Source organism: Collinsella aerofaciens, assembly GCF_039062315.1.
GTDB classification, from domain to species: domain Bacteria; phylum Actinomycetota; class Coriobacteriia; order Coriobacteriales; family Coriobacteriaceae; genus Collinsella; species Collinsella aerofaciens_BG.
In genome coordinates this window covers 41,942-64,593 of sequence record NZ_JBCJBG010000004.1, presented here as the reverse complement: position 1 = coordinate 64,593, position 22,652 = coordinate 41,942, and the positions used below count along the sequence as shown (strand labels likewise).

The 22,652-nt window shown below is 58.3% G+C and carries 19 protein-coding genes and 5 tRNA genes; 4 read left to right on the top strand and 20 right to left on the bottom strand.

Features of this window, described 5'->3' with window-relative positions; all coding sequences use genetic code 11:
- Positions 1–16 precede the first annotated feature (16 nt).
- The 9 genes from ABCP74_RS03185 to rpsF all read right to left on the bottom strand — a co-directional run bounded on the left by ABCP74_RS03185 (position 17) and on the right by rpsF (position 8,695).
- Entirely contained in the window at positions 17–1,789 is a 1,773-nt protein-coding gene (locus ABCP74_RS03185; RefSeq protein WP_343000757.1) for an ABC transporter ATP-binding protein, read from the bottom strand.
- An 81-nt stretch (positions 1,790–1,870) separates the two neighbouring features.
- Entirely contained in the window at positions 1,871–2,566 is a 696-nt protein-coding gene (locus ABCP74_RS03180; RefSeq protein ID WP_195363837.1) for an NUDIX domain-containing protein, read from the bottom strand.
- A 21-nt stretch (positions 2,567–2,587) separates the two neighbouring features.
- Complete coding sequence (purD, locus tag ABCP74_RS03175) at positions 2,588–3,892, bottom strand: phosphoribosylamine--glycine ligase (protein WP_343000758.1); 1,305 nt, start codon at positions 3,890–3,892, stop codon at positions 2,588–2,590.
- A gap of 118 nt (positions 3,893–4,010) precedes the next feature.
- Positions 4,011–5,297, bottom strand: a complete 1,287-nt coding sequence (locus ABCP74_RS03170) for an adenylosuccinate synthase (protein WP_055251352.1) — start codon at positions 5,295–5,297, stop codon at positions 4,011–4,013.
- A 93-nt stretch (positions 5,298–5,390) separates the two neighbouring features.
- The gene (gene dnaB, locus ABCP74_RS03165; protein ID WP_006235827.1) at positions 5,391–6,788 is read right to left on the bottom strand and encodes a replicative DNA helicase; all 1,398 of its coding nucleotides are present in this window, start codon (positions 6,786–6,788) and stop codon (positions 5,391–5,393) included.
- Positions 6,789–7,006: 218 nt separating this feature from the next.
- Positions 7,007–7,546, bottom strand: a complete 540-nt coding sequence (gene rplI, locus ABCP74_RS03160) for a 50S ribosomal protein L9 (protein ID WP_343000759.1) — start codon at positions 7,544–7,546, stop codon at positions 7,007–7,009.
- A gap of 15 nt (positions 7,547–7,561) precedes the next feature.
- On the bottom strand, positions 7,562–7,828 hold the full coding sequence (rpsR, locus tag ABCP74_RS03155) for a 30S ribosomal protein S18 (RefSeq protein WP_006235829.1): 267 nt from the start codon (positions 7,826–7,828) through the stop codon (positions 7,562–7,564).
- Between the two features lie 72 nt (positions 7,829–7,900).
- Complete coding sequence (locus tag ABCP74_RS03150; protein ID WP_006235830.1) at positions 7,901–8,353, bottom strand: single-stranded DNA-binding protein; 453 nt, start codon at positions 8,351–8,353, stop codon at positions 7,901–7,903.
- Positions 8,354–8,401: 48 nt separating this feature from the next.
- A complete protein-coding gene (rpsF, locus tag ABCP74_RS03145) occupies positions 8,402–8,695 on the bottom strand; it encodes a 30S ribosomal protein S6 (protein ID WP_006235831.1) in 294 nt (97 codons plus the stop codon).
- Positions 8,696–9,199: 504 nt separating this feature from the next.
- On the opposite strand from rpsF, the gene ABCP74_RS03140 reads away from it, so the two are divergent.
- Positions 9,200–9,290: transfer RNA gene (locus tag ABCP74_RS03140), tRNA-Ser, on the top strand.
- Positions 9,291–9,338: 48 nt separating this feature from the next.
- A tRNA-Ser gene (locus ABCP74_RS03135) sits at positions 9,339–9,429 on the top strand.
- 160 nt (positions 9,430–9,589) lie between these two features.
- Here the strand turns inward: ABCP74_RS03135 and ABCP74_RS03130 are convergent.
- Positions 9,590–10,597 carry a hypothetical protein gene (locus ABCP74_RS03130; RefSeq protein ID WP_343000760.1) on the bottom strand — a complete coding sequence of 336 codons (1,008 nt, stop codon included), beginning with the start codon at positions 10,595–10,597 and terminating at the stop codon, positions 9,590–9,592.
- 304 nt (positions 10,598–10,901) lie between these two features.
- On the opposite strand from ABCP74_RS03130, the gene ABCP74_RS03125 reads away from it, so the two are divergent.
- The gene (locus ABCP74_RS03125) at positions 10,902–11,591 is read left to right on the top strand and encodes a trimeric intracellular cation channel family protein (protein ID WP_343000761.1); all 690 of its coding nucleotides are present in this window, start codon (positions 10,902–10,904) and stop codon (positions 11,589–11,591) included.
- Between the two features lie 107 nt (positions 11,592–11,698).
- The gene (locus ABCP74_RS03120; RefSeq protein ID WP_343000762.1) at positions 11,699–12,844 is read left to right on the top strand and encodes a DUF8173 domain-containing protein; all 1,146 of its coding nucleotides are present in this window, start codon (positions 11,699–11,701) and stop codon (positions 12,842–12,844) included.
- A gap of 224 nt (positions 12,845–13,068) precedes the next feature.
- On the opposite strand, the gene ABCP74_RS03115 is transcribed toward ABCP74_RS03120, so the two are convergent.
- The 10 genes from ABCP74_RS03115 to ABCP74_RS03070 form a co-directional block, all read right to left on the bottom strand.
- Positions 13,069–14,718, bottom strand: a complete 1,650-nt coding sequence (locus ABCP74_RS03115; protein ID WP_343000763.1) for a SpaA isopeptide-forming pilin-related protein — start codon at positions 14,716–14,718, stop codon at positions 13,069–13,071.
- Positions 14,711–15,838 carry a Spy0128 family protein gene (locus ABCP74_RS03110; RefSeq protein WP_343000764.1) on the bottom strand — a complete coding sequence of 376 codons (1,128 nt, stop codon included), beginning with the start codon at positions 15,836–15,838 and terminating at the stop codon, positions 14,711–14,713. Before ABCP74_RS03110 ends, ABCP74_RS03115 begins: the two co-directional genes overlap by 8 nt.
- A gap of 54 nt (positions 15,839–15,892) precedes the next feature.
- Entirely contained in the window at positions 15,893–18,439 is a 2,547-nt protein-coding gene (locus ABCP74_RS03105) for a hypothetical protein (protein WP_343000765.1), read from the bottom strand.
- Between the two features lie 426 nt (positions 18,440–18,865).
- Positions 18,866–20,704: a translational GTPase TypA gene (gene typA, locus ABCP74_RS03100; RefSeq protein ID WP_006235837.1), complete on the bottom strand. Its 1,839-nt coding sequence runs from the start codon at positions 20,702–20,704 to the stop codon at positions 18,866–18,868.
- 117 nt (positions 20,705–20,821) lie between these two features.
- A complete protein-coding gene (locus tag ABCP74_RS03095) occupies positions 20,822–21,271 on the bottom strand; it encodes a hypothetical protein (protein WP_089572580.1) in 450 nt (149 codons plus the stop codon).
- Between the two features lie 30 nt (positions 21,272–21,301).
- On the bottom strand, positions 21,302–21,691 hold the full coding sequence (locus ABCP74_RS03090) for a hypothetical protein (protein ID WP_343004406.1): 390 nt from the start codon (positions 21,689–21,691) through the stop codon (positions 21,302–21,304).
- Positions 21,692–22,192, bottom strand: coding sequence for a bifunctional nuclease family protein (locus tag ABCP74_RS03085; protein ID WP_343000767.1), 501 nt, complete (start codon positions 22,190–22,192; stop codon positions 21,692–21,694). It abuts the gene before it with no gap.
- 159 nt (positions 22,193–22,351) lie between these two features.
- Positions 22,352–22,428 (bottom strand) — tRNA-Ile (locus ABCP74_RS03080).
- Between the two features lie 4 nt (positions 22,429–22,432).
- Positions 22,433–22,508: transfer RNA gene (locus ABCP74_RS03075), tRNA-Ala, on the bottom strand.
- A 67-nt stretch (positions 22,509–22,575) separates the two neighbouring features.
- Positions 22,576–22,652 (bottom strand) — tRNA-Ile (locus ABCP74_RS03070).

Below are 22,652 nucleotides of genomic sequence, written 5' to 3'. Positions count from 1 at the left end.
CTTCCTGTCATATCAATCAGTCGAGCTCGTGCGCACGCGCACCTTCGAACTGCATTCGATAGTAACGGGCATAGGTGCCGCCACGGGCGAGAAGCTCCTCGTGCGTGCCACGCTCCACAACGCGACCATGCTCAACAGTCGCAATCTCGTCGGCATGCTTAATGGTCGAGAGACGGTGGGCGATGATGATCGTGGTACGGCCGCGTGACAGCTCTTCGAGCGACTCCTGAACCGCCTCCTCGCTCTCGTTATCCAAAGCACTCGTCGCCTCGTCCAAGATCAAGATTTTGGGGTTCTTGAGAAACACACGCGCGATGGCAACGCGCTGCTTCTGTCCGCCCGAAAGACGGCTGCCGCGCTCGCCCACGACCGTGTCATAGCCCTGTGGAAGCGACTCGATAAAGGCATCGATGTTGGCGCGACGGGCGGCCTCGGCGATCTCTTCTGCCGTAGCACCCGGCTTGCCGTAGGCGATGTTCTCGCCGATCGTACCGTCAAACAGATAGACATCCTGCTGCACCAGGCCGATGGCACGGCGCAGGCTCTGCTGCGTCACATCGCGCACGTCTTGGCCGTCGATGCTAATGGATCCGGCAGCCACGTCATAAAAGCGCGGCAGCAGCGAACAGGTCGTGGACTTGCCACCGCCCGAAGGGCCAACCAAAGCGATGGTCTGCCCGGGCTTGATGGACAGGTCCATATGGTCGATAACGGGACGCTCGTCGGCATCGCCCTCGCCCAGCTCAACATCCTCGTAGTTAAAGCACACGTCGTGATACTCCACGGCGCCGGCAGTCACCTGCAGATCCGTAGCGCCCGGCTTGTCCTGGATATCCGGCGCGGTCGAGAGCACCTCGTCCATACGCTTAAAGCCGGCGATAGCCTTCTGATACGTTTCGGCCGAATTGACGAGTGTCTCGAGCGGCGTGCAGAACAGCGAAATGTAGAGCGCAAAGGTCGCCATATCGACCGCCTGCAGCTGTCCCTGGGCGACCAGCCAGCCGCCCAGCAGCACCACGATCACGTACAGCACGCCCGAGAGCAGGCCATACGTCGCGGTATAGACGCCCATGGCGTGATACATGTTTTCCTTGGACGAAAGATAGCGATTGTTGGAGGCGCGGAACTTGAAGCGTTCGGTCTCCTCATTGGCAAAGCTCTTGACCACGCGCATGCCCGCCAGCGAATCCTGCAGCTGAGCATTGATGCCGCTGATCTTTTTGCGGTTGTCGCTAAAGACCTCGCGCATGCGCATGTTCTGCCAAAACATGATGACCGCAAACGCCGCCGTCACCACGGCCATGGCGAGCGCCAGCACCGGGGCGATGGTAAAGAGGATCACAAACGAGCCGATAATCTCGATGCCGCAGATGATGATCCACTCGGGCACGTGGTGCGCCGCCTCGCAGATATCGAACAGGTCGTTGACCACGCGGCTCATCATGTCGCCAGAGCTGTTGCGGTCGAAGTACGCAAAGCTAAAGCGCTCATACTGGTCAAACAGGTCCTCGCGCATCTTGGACTCCATGCGCGCGCCCATCACGTGACCCCAATAGCTCACAAAATAGCGGCAGGCGCAGCGGACGACATACATCAGCACCAAGCCCACCGCGATCATGCCGAGCGCCTGCATAATGGCAGCCTGACCCTGAGTAAATAGCCCACCGGTCAAATTGCGCAGAATAATAGGAAACGCAAGGTCAATGGCAGCAAGCACCAGAGCACAAACAGTATCAGCAACAAAAAGCCCCATCTGGGGCTCGTAATAAGACAAGAATCTTCTAAACATGCAGTCCTCGGAGATAAAACAATAACGTAAGACCCTGGGGCAAAATAATCAGTAGTGTTTGCCCCAGGGTCGCCCTCGCTTTTAAAGCTCAGTTCCGCCCAGCCTGTGCGCGATGCTATCGCAGGCCAAGGCGCCTACGACGGTCTTGGCGTCTTCGATCTTGCCGTCGAGCACGGCGTCGATCAGCTCGTGCAGCGGCACCAGGTCCACGTTGACAAACTCGTCATCATCGGGGTTGGGCGCATCAAACTCGAGCTTGGTAGCCAAGTAGATGTGGATAATCTCATCGCAAAAACCGCAGGACGTGACAATCGACGTCAAAAAGCGAATACGACCAGCCCTAAAGCCCGTCTCCTCATGCAGTTCGCGCTTGGCGCAATCGAGCGGGTCCTCGCCTGGATCGAGCTTGCCGGCGGGAATCTCGACCGTCACGCGGTCGATGGCGGTGCGGTACTGACGCACCAGTACGATCTTGCCGCTCTCGGTCAGTGCCACAACGGCCGCCGCACCCGGATGGCGAACGATATCGCGGGCGCTGCGGTGACCGTTGGGCAGCTCAACCTCAAGACGGTGGACGTCGAGGATCTTGCCCTTCCAGGCACACTCCTCCGAAAGAATCTTCTCGTGCAGCTCGGCATCGTGCGGGTCGTCGTCGCCCAGCACCAGCGCCGGCTCGTCAGCGACCTCGCCACCAGGCTCGCCCTCGGCGTGCCCATACATGCGGCTGTCCTCCTCGACGATCTGCGCGTCCACGAGCTCTTCGTTCTTCTCGTCCATCCGTCTCATTCCTCTCGGATTTTAGGCATCCCAGGCGTCGCGACCGCGCAGCGCGCGCAGGCCGATGTCGTGACGCAGGGTCTTGCCCTCAAAATCAATCTTCTCGCAGGCCTCGTAGGCAAGGTTGCGAGCGTTCTCGAACGTGTCGCCCAGAGCGGTCACGGCAAGCACGCGGCCACCATTGGTTACGAGCTGGCCGTCCACCACGGCGGTGCCCGCGTGGTACACGGTCACGTTCTCCATGGCCTCGGCATCCTCAATACCGGTGATGACCTTGCCCTTCTCGTAGCTGCCGGGGTAGCCCGCGCTCGTCAGGACAACGGCCACGGCCCACTCGTCGCGCCAGTCGAGTTCGATCTGATCGAGCTCGCAGTTGGCACAAGCCAGCATGACCTCGACCAGGTCGTTCTTAAGGCGCGGCAGCACGACCTGAGTCTCGGGATCACCAAAGCGGGCGTTGAACTCCAGTACCTTGGGGCCGGCGGGGGTGAGCATAAAGCCGCCATACAGGCAGCCGCGGTAGTCGATGCCCTCGGCAGCAAGCTCGGCCACGGTCTGCTCCATGACCTTCACCATCGTGGCGTGCTCCTCGTCGGTCACGATGGGCACCGGGCTGTAGACGCCCATGCCGCCGGTGTTGGGGCCCTTGTCGCCCTCGAGCGCGCGCTTGTGGTCCTGCGAGGTGGCCATGGGGCGCACGGTCTTGCCGTCGGTAAAGGCCAGCAGCGAGCACTCGGGACCAACGAGCATCTCCTCAATAACCACGGTGTTGCCGGCATCGCCAAAGGTGCCGCCAAAGCACTCGCGCACGGCCTCCTCGGCCTGCTCAAGTTCGGTCGCCACGATAACGCCCTTGCCCGCGGCAAGGCCGTCGGCCTTGACGACTAGCGGAGCGCCCTGCTCACGCACATAGGCAAGAGCCGAAGCCTCGTCGGTAAACGAGCCGTAGGCTGCCGTCGGAATGCCCGCACGCTCCATGAGCTGCTTGGAGAACAGCTTGGAGCCCTCCATCTGGGCGCCCTCGGCACCCGGGCCAAAGCAGGGAATACCCGCCGCGCGCACGGCGTCGGCCACGCCCGCCACGAGCGGAGCCTCGGGGCCAATTACCACGAGTCCGCATCCGTGGCTCTGAGCAAACGCCGCCACGGCCGCAGAATCGCAGTCGTCGAGAACAACGTTCTCGCCGCAGCTCGCGGTGCCGCCGTTACCCGGCGCAATGTAGAGCTTGCCGGCGCGCGGTGATGCTGCGAGCTTAGCTGCCAAAGCATGCTCACGGCCGCCGCTGCCCAACAACAGGATGTCGATGGTTTGAGTGTCCGCCTTCAAGGGTGCCTCCTCTATGGATGAATGGCCCGCTCCGCGCGAGCCCTTTGCAAGCAAATATACCCCTCGGCCGCCCGCCCGGGCTGCAAAGGGGTATATCGCAATAACCAAATAGTCCCGATTACTTCCAGAATCGGTTGATGATCTGCTCGCGACCAGCGCCAACGCCAATGAACGTCACGCGGGTGTGTGCCAGATCCTCGATAAACGCCACGTAGTCCTGAGCCTCTTGCGGCAGCTCGTCAAAGCTGCGGCAACCGGTGATGTCACACTTCCAGCCAGGGAGCTCCTCGTAGATGGGCTTGGCATGCTCAAAGCGCACCTGGTGCTCGGGCACGCTGGTGTAGCGCTCGCCATCGACGTCGTAGGCCACGCACACCTTGATGGTGTCGAAGGCCGAAAGCACGTCGAGCTTGGTCAGGGCGATGTCGGTGAGGCCGTTGACGCGCGAGGCATAGTTGGCGATGGGGCCGTCAAACCAGCCGCAACGACGACGGCGACCGGTGGTCACGCCGTACTCATAGCCCTCCTCGGTCAGCGTGTGACCGGCCTCGGACTCATAGGAAAGCTCGGTGGGCATGGGGCCCGAACCGACGCGGGTGATATAGGCCTTCATGACGCCCAACACGCGGTCGACGTTCTTCATGCCCACGCCGGAGCCGGTGATGGCGCCGCCGGCGGTGCAGTTGGAAGACGTCACGTACGGATAGGTGCCGTGGTCGATGTCGAGCAGCGTCGCCTGGGCGCCCTCAAACAGCAGGTCCTTGCCCTCATCGATCATGTTGTTGAGCAGCAGGCTCGTCTCGGTGATGTAGGGGCGCAGGCGCTCGGCCATCGGCAGGTACTCGTCGCAAATCTGGTCCACGGTGTAGGTGGGCAGGTTGTAGATGAGCTCGAGCTCGGGGTTCACGCGGGCGAGAGCGGTCTCCAGCTTGTCGCGGAACAGCGCCTCGTCCAGCATGTCCTGCATGCGCAGGCCAATGCGGGCCATCTTGTCCTGATAGCACGGACCGATGCCGCGCTTGGTGGTACCGATGTTCTTCTTGCCGAGCTTCTGCTCAAAGGCGCCATCCAGATCGATGTGGTACGGCATGATGACATGCGCGTTGCCGCTAATCTTGAGGTTCTTGGTGGTGATGCCGTCGGCCTCGAACATGTCGATCTCCTCAAGGACAACCTTGGGGTTGACGACGCAGCCGTTACCGATCACCGACACGTGGTCGGAATACATGATGCCGGAAGGCACCTGGTGCAGGCCGTACTTCTTGCCGTTGACGACGATGGTGTGACCGGCGTTGTTGCCGCCCGAGTAGCGCACGACGGCATCGAAGTCGCCGGCGACCAGGTCGCAAATCTTACCCTTGCCCTCATCGCCCCACTGGGCACCGACCAAAACGGTTGACGGCATGTTTACTCCTTACATTCATGGACTGTCTACGCGCCATGCCGGCACGCAGAAGCACAAAACATTCCCAGTATACCCGTGCAACGGGCGCCTGTCCTACTCCTCGGCATGTGCCCCATCAAGCTCATAGAACTTGGTGGATGCCGGCAGGAACATCAGGTCGACGTCGCCGATCGGGCCCGAACGGTTCTTGGCCACGACGATACGTGTAACGCCCTCGTCGGGTCGATCGTCGCGCGAGGCTTCGGCCTCGTCGGCGGAGCGGTCCAAGAACATAACGATATCGGCGTCCTGCTCGATGGAGCCCGATTCACGAAGGTCGGAAAGCTGCGGGCGCTTGCCGGTACGGGATTCGACCTGACGCGAGAGCTGTGACAGCGCGATGAGCGGGATCTTGAGCTCCTTGGCCATGATCTTCAGACCACGCGACATCTCCGAAACCTCGACGGTACGGCTCTCGGAGCGGCGTCCCGGCGGAGGACTCACCAGCTGCAGGTAGTCCAGGATGATGATTGCCTTCTCCTTGTTATGGAGCATGCGGCGGCTCTTGGCGCGAATCTCGGTCACTGTGGTGCCGGGCGTATCGTCAATCAGAATATCGAGCTTGGACAAGGTCTGCGTGGCCTCGTTGATATTGGCCCACTGCTCGGGACTAATGCGGCCCATGCGGAAGTCACTGATCGAGATCATGGCGTAGGCGCAAATCAGACGCTGGGCAATTTCCTTGCCCGACATCTCCAGCGAGAAGAAGCCGACGGTATAACCAGCAGCGGCAGCGTTGAGCGCCAGGTTTAGGGCGAACGACGTCTTACCCACGGCGGGGCGGGCGCCGATGATGATGAGCTGGCCCTCGCGAAAACCCATGAGCATGCGGTCGAGCGATGGGAAGCCCGTGGGCACGCCCGCGGCCTGGCCACCGGCCTGGCACACTTCCTCGGCCTCGTTATAGGCCTCGACCATAAACTCGGTCAGCGTCTTGTAGCTCGACTTGACCTCGCGTGCCGTGACTTTGAGCAGCTTGCTCTCGGCTAGCTCCACGACCTCTTTGGTGTCGGTGGGGGCGTTATAGGCCAGCGCGTTGATCTCGTTGGTGGCGCCGATCAACTCACGCAGCATCGAATCGCGGCGAACGATGGCGGCATGGTGCTGCCAGTTGACGAGCGACAAGGTCTGACCCATCAACTCCAAAATGTACGCTTCGCCGCCCACGGCATCGAGCTTGTTGATGCTTCGCAGGTAATCGATCAGCGAAATGGAGTCGATGGGAATGCGGCTGTTGTACATATCGACCATCGCGGTATAGATGGTCTTATGAATGGGCCGGTAGAAGTCATCGGGCTGCAGCTCGACCTGGGCCTCTTCGACCACCTCGGGCGATAGCAGCATAGCGGCCAGTACATTGGCCTCTGCATCTTGGTTTTGGGGAAGACCCAACTTTGAGCCGCGGTCCTCAACCGTCAGCCCGGTCTCCCTATCGTCATATGCCATGAGCATCCTCATTCATATCGCTTGCGAGCATCCATAGTATCAGCCACGGTCCCAAAACGCGCCGCGCGCCGCCAATCATCACCGAACCAAACGGATGAACGGTCCTGTATATAGGACTTCGACGCAACGTTCACCATGACACTCACTCAGCGCAAAAAACAAAAGGGCGCCCTGGTTTCCCAGAGCGCCCTTCTTAGAACAAGATTGTTGCGTTGCAGCAAATGCTACTCGGCAGCAGCCTCAGTCTCGACCTCGGCGGCCTCGGCCTCGGCGACCTCAGCGGCCTCCTCGACCTCAGCCTCGGCAGCAAGCTCCTCGGCGGTAACGCCGACGAGAACGACAACCTCGGCCTTGATCTCGCGGTACAGCGAGATGGCAACGGTGTGGGCACCGGCAACCTTGATGGGCTTACCGAGCTCGACGCGCTTGCGGTCGATGTCCATACCGAGCTGAGCCTTGATGGCGTCAGCGATCATAGCGGCGGTAACGGAGCCAAAGAGGATGCCCTCGTCGCCGACCTTGACGTCAACGGTGACCGTCTTGCCCTCGAAGGCAGCCTTGGTCTCGTTGGCGGTAGCCAGACGGACGGCCTCGCGCTTGGCGATGTTGTTGCGACGCTCGTCAAGCTGCTTGAGGTTGCCCTTGGTGGCGGCAACAGCGAGCTTCTTGGGGAACAGGAAGTTCTCGGCGTAACCCTGAGCGACCTCTACGACGTCACCCTCGCCGCCCTTGCCCTTGATCTCATCGAGAAGAATAACCTTCATGATGCGTCTCCCTTCTTAGCCGCGGTCGCGGTTGCCACGAGAGGAAACCACGGGGACGGTGTACGGCAGGAGAGCCATCTCGCGGGCGCGCTTGATGGCGTTGGCGATGTCATGCTGATGCTGCGTGCAAGCGCCAGTGACGCGACGGGGCTTGATCTTGCCACGGTCGGTCATGTACTTACGGAGAAGCTGAGTGTCCTTATAGTCGATGAACTCAGTGTTCTCCTTGCAGAACTGGCAGTACTTACGACGCGGCTGACGTGCAGAAAAATCATTAGCCATGTCAAAATACCTTTCATTTGGCAACTTCGGCGAACCGAAGCCGCCTCTCACTCAAAAATAGGTGAACAACCCTTAGAACGGGATGTCCTCATCGTAGACGTCGACCGCGGGCGGCGTAGCCACCGGTGCGGCAGGACGTGCTGCGGGCGCGGGAGCTGCGGGGGCGTAACCGCCCTGATCGTAGCCACCCTGGCCACCACGGGAGCTCATAAACTCGATCTCATCGACGATGACCTCAAGCTTGCTCCGGCGCTGGCCGTCGCGCTCCCAAGAGCTGTAGCGCAGCTTGCCCTCGATCGCGACCTTGTTTCCCTTTGCCAGGAAACGGCTCACGGCCTCGGCGCGGGTGCCGAACATGGTGCAGTCGACAAAGTTGGGATAGTCCTCCCACTCGCCAGTCTGCGCGTTGCGGCGACGATCGTTCACGGCGACGCCAAAGGACAGAACCTGGGTTCCGCCGGCGGTGGCGCGCAGCTCGGGATCGCGGGTGAGGTTACCGGTGATGTTCACTCGATTGATGCTCATAACTCACTACTTCCTCTTGGGGCACAAGCCCAGTCCAAAACGACAGTCTTACTCCTGGTCGTCGCGACGGACGATCATGTGGCGGACCACAGCGTCGGTGATGCGCAAGACGCGATCAAGCTCGGCGATCTGGGTAGGATCTGCGTGGAAGTTGATGAGGGTGTAGTCACCATCGGTGAGGTCGTTGATCTCGTAGGCGAGCTTGCGCTTGCCCCACTCGTCAACGGAGTCGACCTTGCCAGCGCCCTCAGCGATCGTGGTATCGATACGCTTCATAACAGCGAGACGAGTCTCGGGGTCGAGCGACGGGTCAACAAAGAACAGCAGTTCATAAGCCTTCATATTGTCACCTCCTCTGGGCAAATGTGGCTTCAGGTCGTGAAGGTGCGCCTGAAGCAGGAAAAGACTTGGTAATAATATCTTTCAATCTCCCAGGCCGCAAGAATATGCAGCTACAACCTCATGACCTCCACATATGCCCATGCTCGCACCACGTTTCATGCGCATTCCAACCAAATGCCGACCAAGAGCTTGACGGATTTGTGGACAAGATACGGTGCCGCGGGGACAAGCCGAGCCAAGCCGCAGGTCAACGGGCACAAGGCTGTGGTCGCGAAATGCATACCAGTGGTCCACAGCACCACCCAAAGATTTTTTAATTCATTGCCAAGTCGCTTATAAATACCCCTTTTGAACAATTGAGTTGATCAACCACGCTGGTCGGAAGCCGTTTTTTGGCGCCTCAAACCCCACTGCACCGCCAAGCGAGGCCAAGCGTTTTAAAAAATGCCAACTTTTCTGTTTGCACTTTGCGATTCCTCGTGTATACTGACTTTCGCATTTAACGGAGAGTTGTCCGAGTGGCCGAAGGAGCACGATTGGAAATCGTGTAGGCGTCAAAAGCGTCTCCAGGGTTCAAATCCCTGACTCTCCGCCAGTTAATTCCAAAGCAGGCCTTCGAGCCTGCTTTGTTTTTACCCCACGCGGAGGGGTGGCAGAGTGGTTGAATGCGGCGGTCTCGAAAACCGTTTGGCCTGTATAAGGTCACGAGGGTTCGAATCCCTCCTCCTCCGCCATTTAGATTGAGAAAGCTCCCAAGAATGGGAGCTTTTTTGTTATCGAAATACATCTCGATCCCGCGCTTCCCCAAACGTGTACGTCAGCCTCCAAAAACGACATTTTTCGACATCTTTGGAGGCTGACGTACACGTTTGGATTGAGCTCACGGGAGCGACACTATTCGGAAGGTGCCTCCTCGTCTCGCATGCTTTTCCAGTTGCGGATAAGTGCCTTGCGTAGTTCGTTTTGTTTTCTCTGGTACCCGGTGTCGGTACAGCGAGGCATGCCGAGTGCTTCGCGAATGTTGTTCATGGCGCGGTGAAAGGCGAGCTGACTACTGAACTGAGCCGAAGTGAGCGTAACGATTCGATATCCCATTTGGGAGAGAACGGCCTCTCGCTCCGCATCTGCTCCCTTGCGCTCGAGCTCATCGTGAAAACCGCCCTTATATTCGATACCGAGCTCCCTGCGCTTATAGGTCACGAGCGCATCGATTTTGAGCGTTCGAGCTTTGGCGCAATGCCAGAGACGTTGAGGGATCTCGAGCGGTTTGTTGAGTTCGATACCTCGGATGCCAACGCCGCCTTCGCTTGTTGGGAGCGAGAGGGCGATTGCCGAAGCGGTCTCCATAGGCGAGGCCGAGTGATCGTAGATGTGCCTGAGCGCAAGCCGTGCACGTGTGGCACCGGGTTTGCCGGGGTGCCGATCGAGCAGTTCGGTTATTTCATCCTTGGAGGTGGTGGCTGGTTGCTCGGTATAAGGGTCGGCGGGATTGAGCCTCATGCGATAATCGCCGCAAACTTCATAGCCATATTCGAGATATTCGATCCTATCCATCCACTCGGCAGCGAGCGCGAAGGTGAAGGCTTCGTCGGTGATGAAGATTCCGGGCGTCAACTCGTTAATATGCTCGTAGGGAAGATTTTGTCCAAGAATGTGGCAAACGACGCCTTTGGTACGAATTCGCTCAAATTCGAATACAACCGCGATATCGATAGTCTTAAGCATATCGGACGGAATGCCGCAGTCGGTAAGGGCCTGTCGTATGCGCGCAACACGTTGCTGGGTGGAGATGCCTTGTGCGCCTATCTGGTAGTCGTGCCGCGCAAGAGACTGAACCAAATTCTGGGGTGCATGATGGACAAGCCATGCGGTTTTATGCGAAATGAGAACAGGGGTATCCATTGAGGGCCTCTCGCTCTGAGCCGGTATCCAACTCTTATGTCCGTTGAAGTGGGGAAATATACCGGATGTGAGTAAATCAACTCCCTCATGCTGTGAGCTCAATCCAAACATGTACGTCAGCCTCCAAAGATGTCGGAAAATGTCGTTTTTGGAGGGTGACGTACATGTTCTGGACCCCTGGCATTCCAGCAACGCCATGCCCCCACCCGGTCCCGACCGTTTACCGAGCAATAGGGTCGCCAGACCCGTCAACCATGTACTATGTACGGGCATTGTCTAAACCCACGATCCAAAGGACCCCATCTTGCCCGTCGCCGCCGCTATGACCATTACCTCACATGCATCGGATGCCATGGTCGCCATTCCGTTTTGGCTCGAGATGTTCGCTGTTGTCGCTGCATCGATCTCGGGTGTGCTGGTTGCGCGCGAGCACAAGCTCGACCTGGTGGGTGCAGTTGCGCTCGCCGTGGTCTGCGGTCTGGGCGGCGGTCTTTTGCGCGATATGACGCTGCAGGTGGGCAACGTCTACATCCTCAACCAGCCAATGGCGCTGCCGCTCTCCATCGCCACGGCAGCCATCATCTACATTTTCCCGGCAATCGTCGACAAGCCCGAAAAACTCATCCCCTTGCTCGACATCATCTCGGTCGGCATCTATGCGGCAACCGGCGCAGACAAGGCACTGGTTTACGGCTTTGCACCGGCGGTGTGCATCATGATGGGCTTTTTCACCGCGGTGGGCGGCGGCATGCTGCGCGACGGCTTTATGGGCGTGGTTCCGGGCATTTTCCAACGCACTAACTTTTATGCCATCGCGGCCATCGCCGGATCGACAAGCTATGTGTGTCTCGTTATGAGTGGCTTGGTCAGCAATGTCGCCGCGCTGGTCGTATGCGTTGTCGTGACCATGGGTCTGCGCTGGCTCTCGCTGCGCTTTGACATCAAAAGCCCCACCGAAGAAGATATCGCGCGCTTTTTGCACCGTAAAAAGTAGACAGCACGGCACGACCCTTCGAAATGCAACCGAGAGGTTCTTTTAGAGCGCCCGCGCGTTGGGTACCCTGTTAGGTATATGCCGAACACCTAACAAAAGGATCAACCATGGCTTTCAATCAAACCGCGGCGGCGCCGTCACACAAGATGCGTCGCTGCCTGCTTATGGCATTCGCGCTCATCGCTCTGGCGATCACCGCGCTTCCCACGGCGTCGTTCGCCGGCACGGACACCGCAGGCAACGTACTTGCGACCGACAATGACGCCAATCCGTCCGGCGTCGAAGGTGACCTGTACTGGGCAGGTCAGGCCCTCAACTTGGACGATACGTCCATCGACCGCGATATCATCGCCACGGGCGATACTCTCTCGATCCGCGACTGCACGGTGGGCGGCGCCGTCCGTCTGGCGGCACGCACCATCGACATTGCCAAGACCACGGTTGATGGCAGCGTGACCGTTGCTGGCCAGCATGTCGTTCTCAATTCCGACAGCACCGCTAACTGTTTCTACGCGATAGGCGAGACGGTTGCCTTGCGAGGCTCCACCAAGTCGGCAGCGCTCGCGGGCGATACGGTAACCATCGATGGCACCGTCGATGGCGATGTCGAGGTTTGGGCCGACAAGCTCATCCTGGGCAAGAACGCCCACATCACCGGCACCGTGAACGCGCACGTCTCCGAGGACCCCGAGCGCGCCGCGGGAGCCGAGGTCGGCGCACTCAAGATCGACCGCACCGAGAACGAGGATACTTCCACCGTTAACGATGTCATCGGCGGTATCGTCGCCGCGGCACTCTCGACCTGCTTTGTCGCTCTGCTGCTCGAGCTCGTCTTTCCGCGTGCGACTGCCAGCGCCGCCGGTATGCTCCACCAGCGCCCCGTGCCCCTGTGGGTGAGCGGTCTTCTGGGTACGATTGCTATCGTCCCCGCCGTCCTACTGCTAATTATCTCTATCGCTGGTCTGTCGCTTGCCGGAGCCCTCATGTGCGGCGTTATTGGCATCGCGCTGGTGTCGAGCGCCTTTGCGGGGTGCGCGATCTCCCGCATGGTCGGACACAACCAAAACCGCTACGCCATGGCAGCCATCGGCGGCGTGATTGCAGGCGCCCTCACGGGGCTTCCCCTCGTAGGCGGCTTCATCAGCGGCGTGGCCTTTGTCTTTATGCTCGGCTACATCATCCAAATCATCTGGCGCAACGCCCACCTCAAGCCGCAGCAGCCGGTTAACACGCCAGAACTCCCCACCGCTTAGCCGCCAACCACCACAAAGGGGACAGGCGCCTTTGTGGTGGTGCAAAGGGGTCAGGTTACTTTGCACCAACAAACGAAGCGGGGCACCCGGTCGTATCGACCGGGTGCCCCGCTTTTCTTGGAGGGTTCTCTAGTAACTTTTTCAAAACCAATGATCATCAGGTCGGTAGGCCTGCGCGTCACTCGCTACGGAGGCAGTTCGCCATTGAGCAAAAAAGGGGGCAATTATTTTTCACGACGACCGCCTCCCCGCTTGATGACGAGCGCGACAACAATAGCCGTCACTCCGATGGCAGCCAAAACCGCAACCAGCACCAACGTTCTATCTCCCGTCGAGGGCATAAAGCCTCGACTTGCTTCTTTGCTTGGGGTGTTGAGCACCGACAGCTCAATCGAACCCGTCCCGGCATCGGCGGTATCAACCCGCAGAGGACTTTCGGCCGACACGGTCACCTTGGGCTTCGCGGCTGCCACTTGCTTAACGTCCAGGCCCTCAGACGTAACCGTTACCGTTCGTTTGCCCTCAAAGGCGGTGTATCCCTTGGGAGCCTCGACCTCCTCGACGGTGTAGACGCCCGCGTCCACACCGGTCAATTCCACATGGCCGTCCGCGCCCGTGGTGACGCACGCATCGGCATCCGTCGACCACGTGCCGTCAGTCGTTAGGATGCGGCCGCGGTCATCGATGATGCGCAGTTTGGCACCCGCGAGCGGCTTATCGTCTGCGCTTGAACGCTTGATCAGACTGAGTCCCAAGGTGTAGGCGCACGCATCGTCGCTCGGCGTGCGGGTGAAGCCGGCTTCGCCGGACTGGTCGGCAAAGGGAGAGCGCGGGTAGCGCAGGTAGACCTCGTTGGGGTTGCCCTTCGCGATGCCGTGGTTGCACGCGCTGTTGAGCGGTGCATTGTACACGGCGACCACGCGGGCGCCCGCGGTAAAGGCGTCGGCCCCGCCGAGCGCGGCGATGAGGTCGCCGGTGCGCACGGTGAAGGTTCCGTCCGCCGCTACCTTGGTGGCGCACTGGGCCGTGATGTCGGTCCAGCCCTTCGTGGTCTCGGTGCCGGCGCGGCCGTCCCCGCCGGCCGGGACGGCGTCGAAGCCGCCGTCCGCGCCCGCCGCCACGTACACGCGCATGCTCGCGGCCACCTTGGAGGGGTCGAGCCCCGCGCTCATGGTGTCGACGAACCGCACCGTATAGGTGCCGTAGGCGGTAAGACCCGCCGGGACCGTGGCAGAGAGGCGCCAGTACAGGTCGTCGGCGACCGTGGCGTCGGCGGCCTTCTGCCAGGCGGCGGCGCTGTCCTCCAGCACATGCTTTTGGACCTTGGGGGTCGCCGCCTTGGGCTTGACGGTGACGGCGCTGCCGCCCACCAGGGCCATGATCGGCGCGGTGCCGGCCTCGCCCTGGGCGATGGCGTCATCGTCGCCGACGATGAGCCAGTAGCCGCAGGGCAGCTCGGCCGTCGTGCCCGCGTTAAGGGACACAGAAGCGGCACCGGCATTGCATATCGCGCGGGCAAGTTTTGCCGTCAGCGCGGTCGTCATATGCCCGTCGGCATTCAGCCATTCGGCAGCCGCTTGCGCCGTCGATGCCGAGTTATCAAGCCCTGCATCATGAAGCACGGGAAGGGCAGCTTGGCGAACCGTGTCATTCGCCCACGCTACATCAGTTGCGACCTTTTGGTCGGCATCGGCATCGTCGACAACGGTCGCCGAAAAGAGCTGGTACGCGTCATACCGCGTCGCAACCGTACCGTCCACCGTAATGGCTCCAGTGCCTGCCGCGCGGGCCATCCCGGGCAACATCGCAAAAGAGAGCATTGCGACCGTAACTATTGTCGCGATAGCCAACAAGCGGCGGCAAAGCCTACTCACGGCTACCACCTCGACCTTGATCGCGATGGCGACGAGCATGCATCCATGTCGCAGCAAAACACAGCATCGAAGCACCAGCTAAATACGTCATAGTCAAACCAGCCCCGCCCGCCTCAGGTAGCGTAGTCGAGTACCTGTTGGTAAAGGTCGGCGGGGTCGAGGAACCCTCGCCATAGGTGACGGTGGTGTCGAGCTGATTCGTACCGTTGACCACGTTAACCATGACCCTATACTCGGTCCTGTCATAGGTGATGTGATCCTTGACATTGTTCTCGGCGCCCTCGGGAACAACCTCGGAGATGATGTAGCGATACTCGCCGGCCTTGTTGTACTTGACGTTGAAGGAGACATTGCCCTCTGCGTTATTGGTCGCCGTCTGGAGCACTTTGCCCTCGGCGTCCTTAAGCGCGAACGAGAACTGACCTTCCCTGAAGGTTCCGCCTTTAAGCACTTTATTTGCTTTTATCGTCGCTTTGCCTTCAAGGGGCGCGTCATACACCCAAATCTCTACATCTGACGTTATCTCCGTATTGGCATCAAGCAGAGATTTCGCCCTGTTCATGGCTCGCTCGTATTGCTCCTCGTCCGCGTTGCCTTTGAGCAGAATCCATGTTGGTTGGGCGACGCGATATCCAGCAGGCGCCGTCGTCTCCTCGAGGCAGTAAAGCTTGCAGGAAGCCATGGCGTCCGAACTCGTTCCAAAAGTCGCGTTTCCGTTAGAGTCGGTCGTTTCGGTAGAAAAAGCCGTCTTTGCGTCATCAACACCGGCACCGCTCTGCACCTTGTCCATGTCAATCGCATAGAGTGTGAACGTGGCCCCAGCCAACGGCGCAGTAACGTCCTTTTCATCCACTTTGTGGACCACAATGCCGTACCCCGTTCCGCCTCCCGATGCGCCGGCATCTATGTCATATTTACGCTCGTGTTTAACATACCCGTCTGCAACACCTTCAAGCTGAGCCTCGTTGGAAAGGGAAACGTTACCAGACTCACCGGACAGAACTTCATATTCGACTTTCAGGTATTTCTCATCGGGAAGCCTCAACGTCAATCGCTGCTGCTTTCCAGCGCCCTCGCCAATCGAGTCAAGAGCCGTCCCGTATTTTTCTTTTGTCAGCACACGCCATTCGCCGTTATCGTGCTCAGATACGCTAAGCGACGAGGGAATAAACGTTCACTTAGAATCCATCACATCATATAGATCGAGGTAGTCGGTTCCGCCTTTTAGGTCTAGCGCCGATTCATTAACAAAAATTGTGTAGTGAATTCGTTTACTATTACTTACTGACGCACCGGTCTTTGACAATACGTCGTTCTTGATCTGTACGGTATCAGAGCCCGCCTTAAATTCCTTATTATCCGAGCTCGCACTCGCCGAGTTCGTAAGCTCGCCGAGGTTCTTTGACGTGTCGACCACTGACCTCTTGACAGCAGTTGCATACGTCAGCTTCACATAGCCTGTATTGTTACCCAACTTTTCCGTTGGAATCGAAAACGTAACTGCTCGACGATCAACGGCAGGCGTCAGCAAGACACCCGAAGCCTCGGTTTTTTCTCTCTCATGTTCCCATTCGTGGCCGGGCACCGCCGTCCTGTAGGGATTTGAATACAAAGAATATTTAGCCGAACCGGGGATATAACTCATTCCATCAGGAAGCTCATCTTTAACAACGACATCCTTGCCATTGAGCCTGCCTGCGCCATAATACTCACCGGCAGGCGTCTTAGCTCGATTGGCATAGACAGTCCAGTCGACAATCCACGCACCTTTGTCGTTCGAGCCATCCACTGATTTCCAGTCAAACGTCTCATCCCACCGTGCTTGCGAGCCGTCTTCATTTATTTTTACGCTCTTCTCAACCGAAGGCTCCGTTTCGTCTTCAACGTAGTAAAAAACGAAATCAGAATAGCCGCTAAACCCATCGACAGAGGCGAAGTTGGAGTACCAACCAGGAAGTGCGTCGGTCACCGTTTTATACGTAATAACCACTTCAGGGGACTTATCCAGTGCTTCTTTGACTTTATCCGTAATGGTTATTCGGATATTGCAGTTATGCTGGTTGCTGCCCTGTGACGGATCTGCGCCTCGCTCAAAGTCCCAGTCGACACCTTGGTCCAATTCGGTGTCCCCGATGGCAACTACATGCGATTGACCGCCAGTGGTATCCGGGCCCATGGTCTGCTTCCAAGCCGCCAGCATGGTATCTTTGATAAGAACGGATTCTGGGTTTTTCGCATTTACGTAATCACGGAGCTCTACGCGTAATTGCCAAGTTGCCCTTCCGGTCCGCGACGCCTCATCCTTATTAAGCAGTTTTTTGCTTATGGTCTTGCCCGTCCAAGGGCGAGCATAGTATTCGGTACTTTCTCCAGAGGGCTGATCTGAATCTTCTTTTTTCACGGTTGCCGTGTTGCTTACCTTTTCGTAGGATTTCTCATCTTTCAGCTTGGTTTGATAGACGATGCAATAGGTCGCATACCGGTCGCCCTCTTTTGGATTAAACGTATAGCTGAATGAATCCTCCGACTCACCCGGTGTTCCCTCACCGACCTTTTTAGCTTCGTCAGCATTCTCGCCCTTGTAGACCGCGTATTTGCCAATATAAGTTTGTTTGCCATCGAGCCTATCAGTGAAGGTATAGCCGGTCATATCGGCCTTGAGAGACCCCTTGTTGAGTACAACCTTCCAAGTAATAGCAGACGGCGTTCCGGAGCCGGCCTCTTTTTTAATCATGTCATACTGAAATGAATTCGAGGCACCTTCAATCGAAAGAGATTGTCGAGGATTTGCCTTTCCCCAGGTTGCCTGCACGCCGTTCTTGCCTTGCATAGGCATACCATTAGTGGACGGTAGGTCCGCACTAACTGTCGTTTCGTACGTAACGGTATGGTCGCCCTTAGAAAGGCTACCCAGCGACAACGTTGCCTCTTTCCCCTCATTACTCACGGACGAACCGATCGGATTTCCATCAAGCTTGAAGCTGTTTTGGTCAAATTTCAGGTAGTCGCCGAGTGTATCAACCAGCACTACATCCGTTGCATACGACTTAACACTCAGATTGATAGTCCAAGTTATCTTGGCAATTCCAGTAGTGCCATCTTGAGAAAAGACACCCGACTTACTTCCCTCGACCGCGCCATCTTGAATCTCGATAGGTACAGCTTCGCCAACGCCCGGAAATCTCAATTCGACTTTTGACCCATCATCCAGATTTTTGTCTTTGAGCTTGAATTCGAATTTAACCTTTACGTAAAGTGAAGATGGATTGGCGTTGAGATAGCTGGGGGCGTATTTAAAAATGACCTTGTTCTTTTCGATGCGCCAAGTTCCCATCTTTTGCGCATTCTCGGTATCATCAGTCATCAAGTCGCCGCCCGCGTTGTCCTTCACGACAATCGACTCAGGAAAGGTATAAATCGCCTCAAGCCTTTCAGGTGTAGGCCCACAATTCTCATGAAAACGAGCTTCCATAAAACCGTAAATTGTATCGGTTGTCGTAATCGAGGGTGAGCCCTCTTTACCGAGAGGCTGCTGACGATCCTTATCGGCATACAGCCCGACCATAACGTCCGCCGTATTCTCATCAATCGCAATCGGCGTTGGCGTCGTTGCATCCTCGGCGCGCACTGGGGCTGCACCGTGAAAAACAGCGGCGGTGAGGCTAATCAAAATGAAGATCAGGGCCGCCATACCCAGCGACCGTGAGCGGTGTGCGTCCATAGTTGTCCCTTAATTCCTACAACACAGTGTGGAATACGGCGAATCGTCGGATCGAACACAAGCCCCAACATCAACGAGAACCTACCTAGCGCATTGCAAGAACCCATTGGGGGAGCGTCTTCTAAGACGGTTCGTCTATGCCACATGCATAAAATATAATATAGATACCAATCATGTAAGCCGCAGGTCAAAAGGTCTTTTAATTTAATACCAGTTGATATTTATCTGTTAACGGTTTTGCATTAAAGCAGTTATATTCTGTAGAGTTATGTATATGTTTAAACAACTTAACTTTGACCAGAAAGCCGATCGGAGGGGATAACCTCCTTCACCGTGGTGCAAGCGAACCTGTCCCCTTGCACCAAAAAAGGGCGCCGACCATTGCGGTCGACGCCCTTTCTTATTGGCGGTTATAAGCCCCAGCGTTTATTTGTTGACCTGACCGGCGCGGACGGCAGCCTTCTTGCGGTCGGTGGCGTTGAGCAGACGCTTGCGCAGGCGAATGTTCTTGGGTGTGATCTCGACCAGCTCGTCGTCGGCGATGTACTCCAGCGCCTCCTCCAGCGAGAAGGTGCGGGGCGGCACCAGCTGGACGGAGATATCGGAGGTCGAGGAACGCTGGTTGCCCAGGTTCTTGGTACGGGCGATGTTGACGACCATGTCGCCGGCCTTGCTGCGCTCGCCCACGATCATGCCCTCGTAGCACTCGGTGCCCGGCTCAACAAACAGCTGGCCGCGCTCCTGCAGCGTACCCAGGGCATAGGCAACGGCCTTCTCGGTGGTCATGGAGATCATGGCACCGTTCTGACGGTTACCGATCTCGCCGGCGTAAGGACCATACTCCAGGAAGGTGTGGTAGAACACGCCCTCGCCGTGGGTGACGTTCATGATGCGGTTCTTAAGACCCATGATGCCGCGCGTCGGGATCTTGAACTCGAGGTGCGTCACGATGCCCGAGGTGTCCATGCTCGTCATGATGCCGCCGGAGGTACCGAAGACCTCAACGACCTTGCCCGAGTACTCGTCCGGGCACTCGACGACGGCCTGCTCGACAGGCTCCATCTTGTTGCCGTTCTCGTCCTTCTTAAACAGAACGCGGGGACGGCCGACCTGGAACTCAAAGCCCTCGCGGCGCATGGACTCCATCAGGACGGACAGGTGCAGGATGCCGCGGCCCGAGACCTCGACGCCGCTCTTGTCCTCGAGCTCCTCGATCTTCATGGTCACGTTGTTCTCGGCCTCGTTGAACAGGCGCTCCTTGAGCTGACGGGCGCCCACGATGTCGCCGTCGCGACCGACGAGCGGGGAGGTCGAAGCTTCAAAGACGATGGACAGGGTCGGCGGGTCGATCTCGATGGGCTCGAGCTCGACGGGGTTCTCGGGGTCGGTGTAAACATCGCCGATATCGGTGCGGTCAATACCCACGACAGCAGCGATATCGCCGGCGCCGACTTCCTGGCACTCGGTACGGCCCAGGTAGTCGAAGGTAAAGAGCTGCTTGACGGTGGCGGTAGCGCTGGAGCCGTCGTTCTTGACAACCAGGATCTGGTCGCCCTGGTGGATGGTGCCGGAGTACACGCGACCGATGCCGATACGGCCAACAAAGTTGGAGTGGTCGATGGTCACGCACTGCATGGCCAGCGGGGCGTTCTCGTCGACCTCGGGCGCGGGCATATCGTCGATGATCATGTCGAGCAGCGGGTACATGTCCATATTGCCGTCGTTGGGGTCAAGGCGGGCAAAGCCATTCATGGCGCTGGCGTAGACCACGTGCTCCATGGCAAACTCAAGCTGGTCGTCGGTGGCGCCCAGGTCGGCCATAAGGTCCAGGCAGTCGTTGTAGGCCTTCTCGGGGTTAGCACCCGGGCGGTCGATCTTGTTGATGACGATCATGATCTTGAGGCCGGTGTCGATAGCGTGACGCAGCACGAAGCGGGTCTGGGGCATGGGGCCCTCAAAGGCGTCGACCAGCAGCAGGGCGCCGTCGGCCATACGCAGCACGCGCTCGACCTCGCCGCCAAAGTCGGCGTGGCCCGGGGTGTCGATGACGTTGATCTTAACGTCCTTGTACTCGATAGAGATGTTCTTGGCGAGAATCGTAATGCCGCGCTCGCGCTCCTGGTCGTTGGAATCCAGGACGCGGTCCTCGACCTGCTGGTTGGCACGGAAGGCGTCCGTGGCACGCAGGAGCTTGTCGACCATCGTCGTCTTGCCGTGGTCGACGTGAGCGATGATGGCGATGTTCCTCAGATTGTCTACGCGCATGTAGTTCCCCTATCTTCTATCTATATACAACCGGCACGCGTATGCGACCCACCCAGCAATGCAACGCTCGGCGGGAATATTGAGCCTTTTACCGAAAACTCGTTTATTTTAGCGATTTTAGATGAGAGGGGTTTCCTCACCTGCAGGTTCAGGGTCGCTCCACATAAAACCATCGCCGGCGCCCATGCCCTCATACAGCACATATGCCGAAAAACCGCTCTCGAGCGTGGTTTCGAAGAAGCTCACGAGCAGAGCATCGTGATAGCCGCCGTCAATCTCGACGCAGCCGGTGTAGCCGATGGCATAGCGGGCGATACGGCCCAGGCCCTCGTCCTTAAGACCCATCTTGTGCTCGGAAATAAAGTTGGTAGCCGCCTCCAGGCACGCCTCTTCGCCGTCCTCGTCGAGCGCCGCCAGATATCGGTTGGAAGCAGCGTCCTCGATCGCCACAACCACGCCCGGGTTCTCGCCCGCGGCCAGGTCGTCCAAAAAGGCGCCAATCAGATCGCACACCATGGCGTCGAGCTCGGCGGAGACGTTACCGGCGTCCTGCATATCCTGTGCCATCTTTAGACCTTCCCATCGAGTCTGGCGTCGTTACAGTTCTTGTGCCTCGGCGGCGATCTTGGCGGCAGCGTCGCGGGCGCGCATCATATCCATCGCGCGCTTATCGAGCACCTTGATCTGACTGGTCAGCATTACCGCATCGACCACGCCCCAGATCACGAGGCCCGTAGAGATCGAAAACCCAAGCGCACCAACTGTACCACGAAGGCGCGAGCAGATTGCCGCGACAAGGGCGGAGATGACAACCATCTTGATAAACGAGCAGCGGCGTTCGCGAAGCGTGCGGGCCTGCGTCACATAGGCAATGCGAGCCGCCTCAGAAGCCTCCGAGCGCATCTGGGCCTCGCGGGCGATCGCAGCCGCCTCGGCCGACATACCGCCGGCCATCAGCGAACGCTCCGCATCCTGGCCGCCCCGCATTTAGAAGTCATCGGGGGAGAGCGTATGGACGAACTCGTCGAACTTCTCGAACTCCTGCTCGTCGTCAACTTCCTCGGCATGGGCAGAAACGGTGCCCAGGCGATTCATGATGTCATCCTCCACAAACATGGGGGCATTGCTGCGCACGGCAAGGGCAATGGCATCACTGGGACGGGCGTCGATCTTGCGCTCGTCACCATCGGCCAGTACGACGATCGTCGCGTAGAACACCGGCGGCTCGGCGCGAACGATCTCGATGCGCTCGAGCTTGGCGCCCAGGGCACTAACAGTATCGAGCAGCAGGTCATGGGTAATCGGGCGCTCGGCGCGGCCGCTATCGATGCCACGGCTAATGGCAGCAGCCTCAAACGAACCAGTCTGAATGGAAAGGGAACGCAACGGCGCGGACGAGTCCGATTTGCTGCAGCGCTCGCGAAGCACGATAAGCGATGGCACGGGACCGGCGGCCATGACGATGGTCTCTATGTCGACACGAACCATGGAACACCTCCGGTACGTAGCGGTTAACACACGGCAGGGTCGCCGCATTGAATAGCTATACTACCCAATCTTTCGCACAGCACACAAAACCAAAATGAGATTTATCACAGACAAGAAAAAAGCCCCGAGGCAACGCCCCAGGGCTCTTCACAGTTTTGATGGTGGACCTGACAAGATTCGAACTTGTGACCTCCCGGTTATCAGCCGGACGCTCTAACCAACTGAGCTACAGGTCCATCATGGTGGAGGTTAGGGGGATCGAACCCCTGACCTCAGGCTTGCAAAGCCCGCGCTCTCCCAGCTGAGCTAAACCCCCACGGAGACAGTAATAAACACCCCAGCGGCGACTCGGCTCTCGCTGGGGTGTTTATTGCGAAAGAAAGTGGTGGACCTGACAAGATTCGAACTTGTGACCTCCCGGTTATCAGCCGGACGCTCTAACCAACTGAGCTACAGGTCC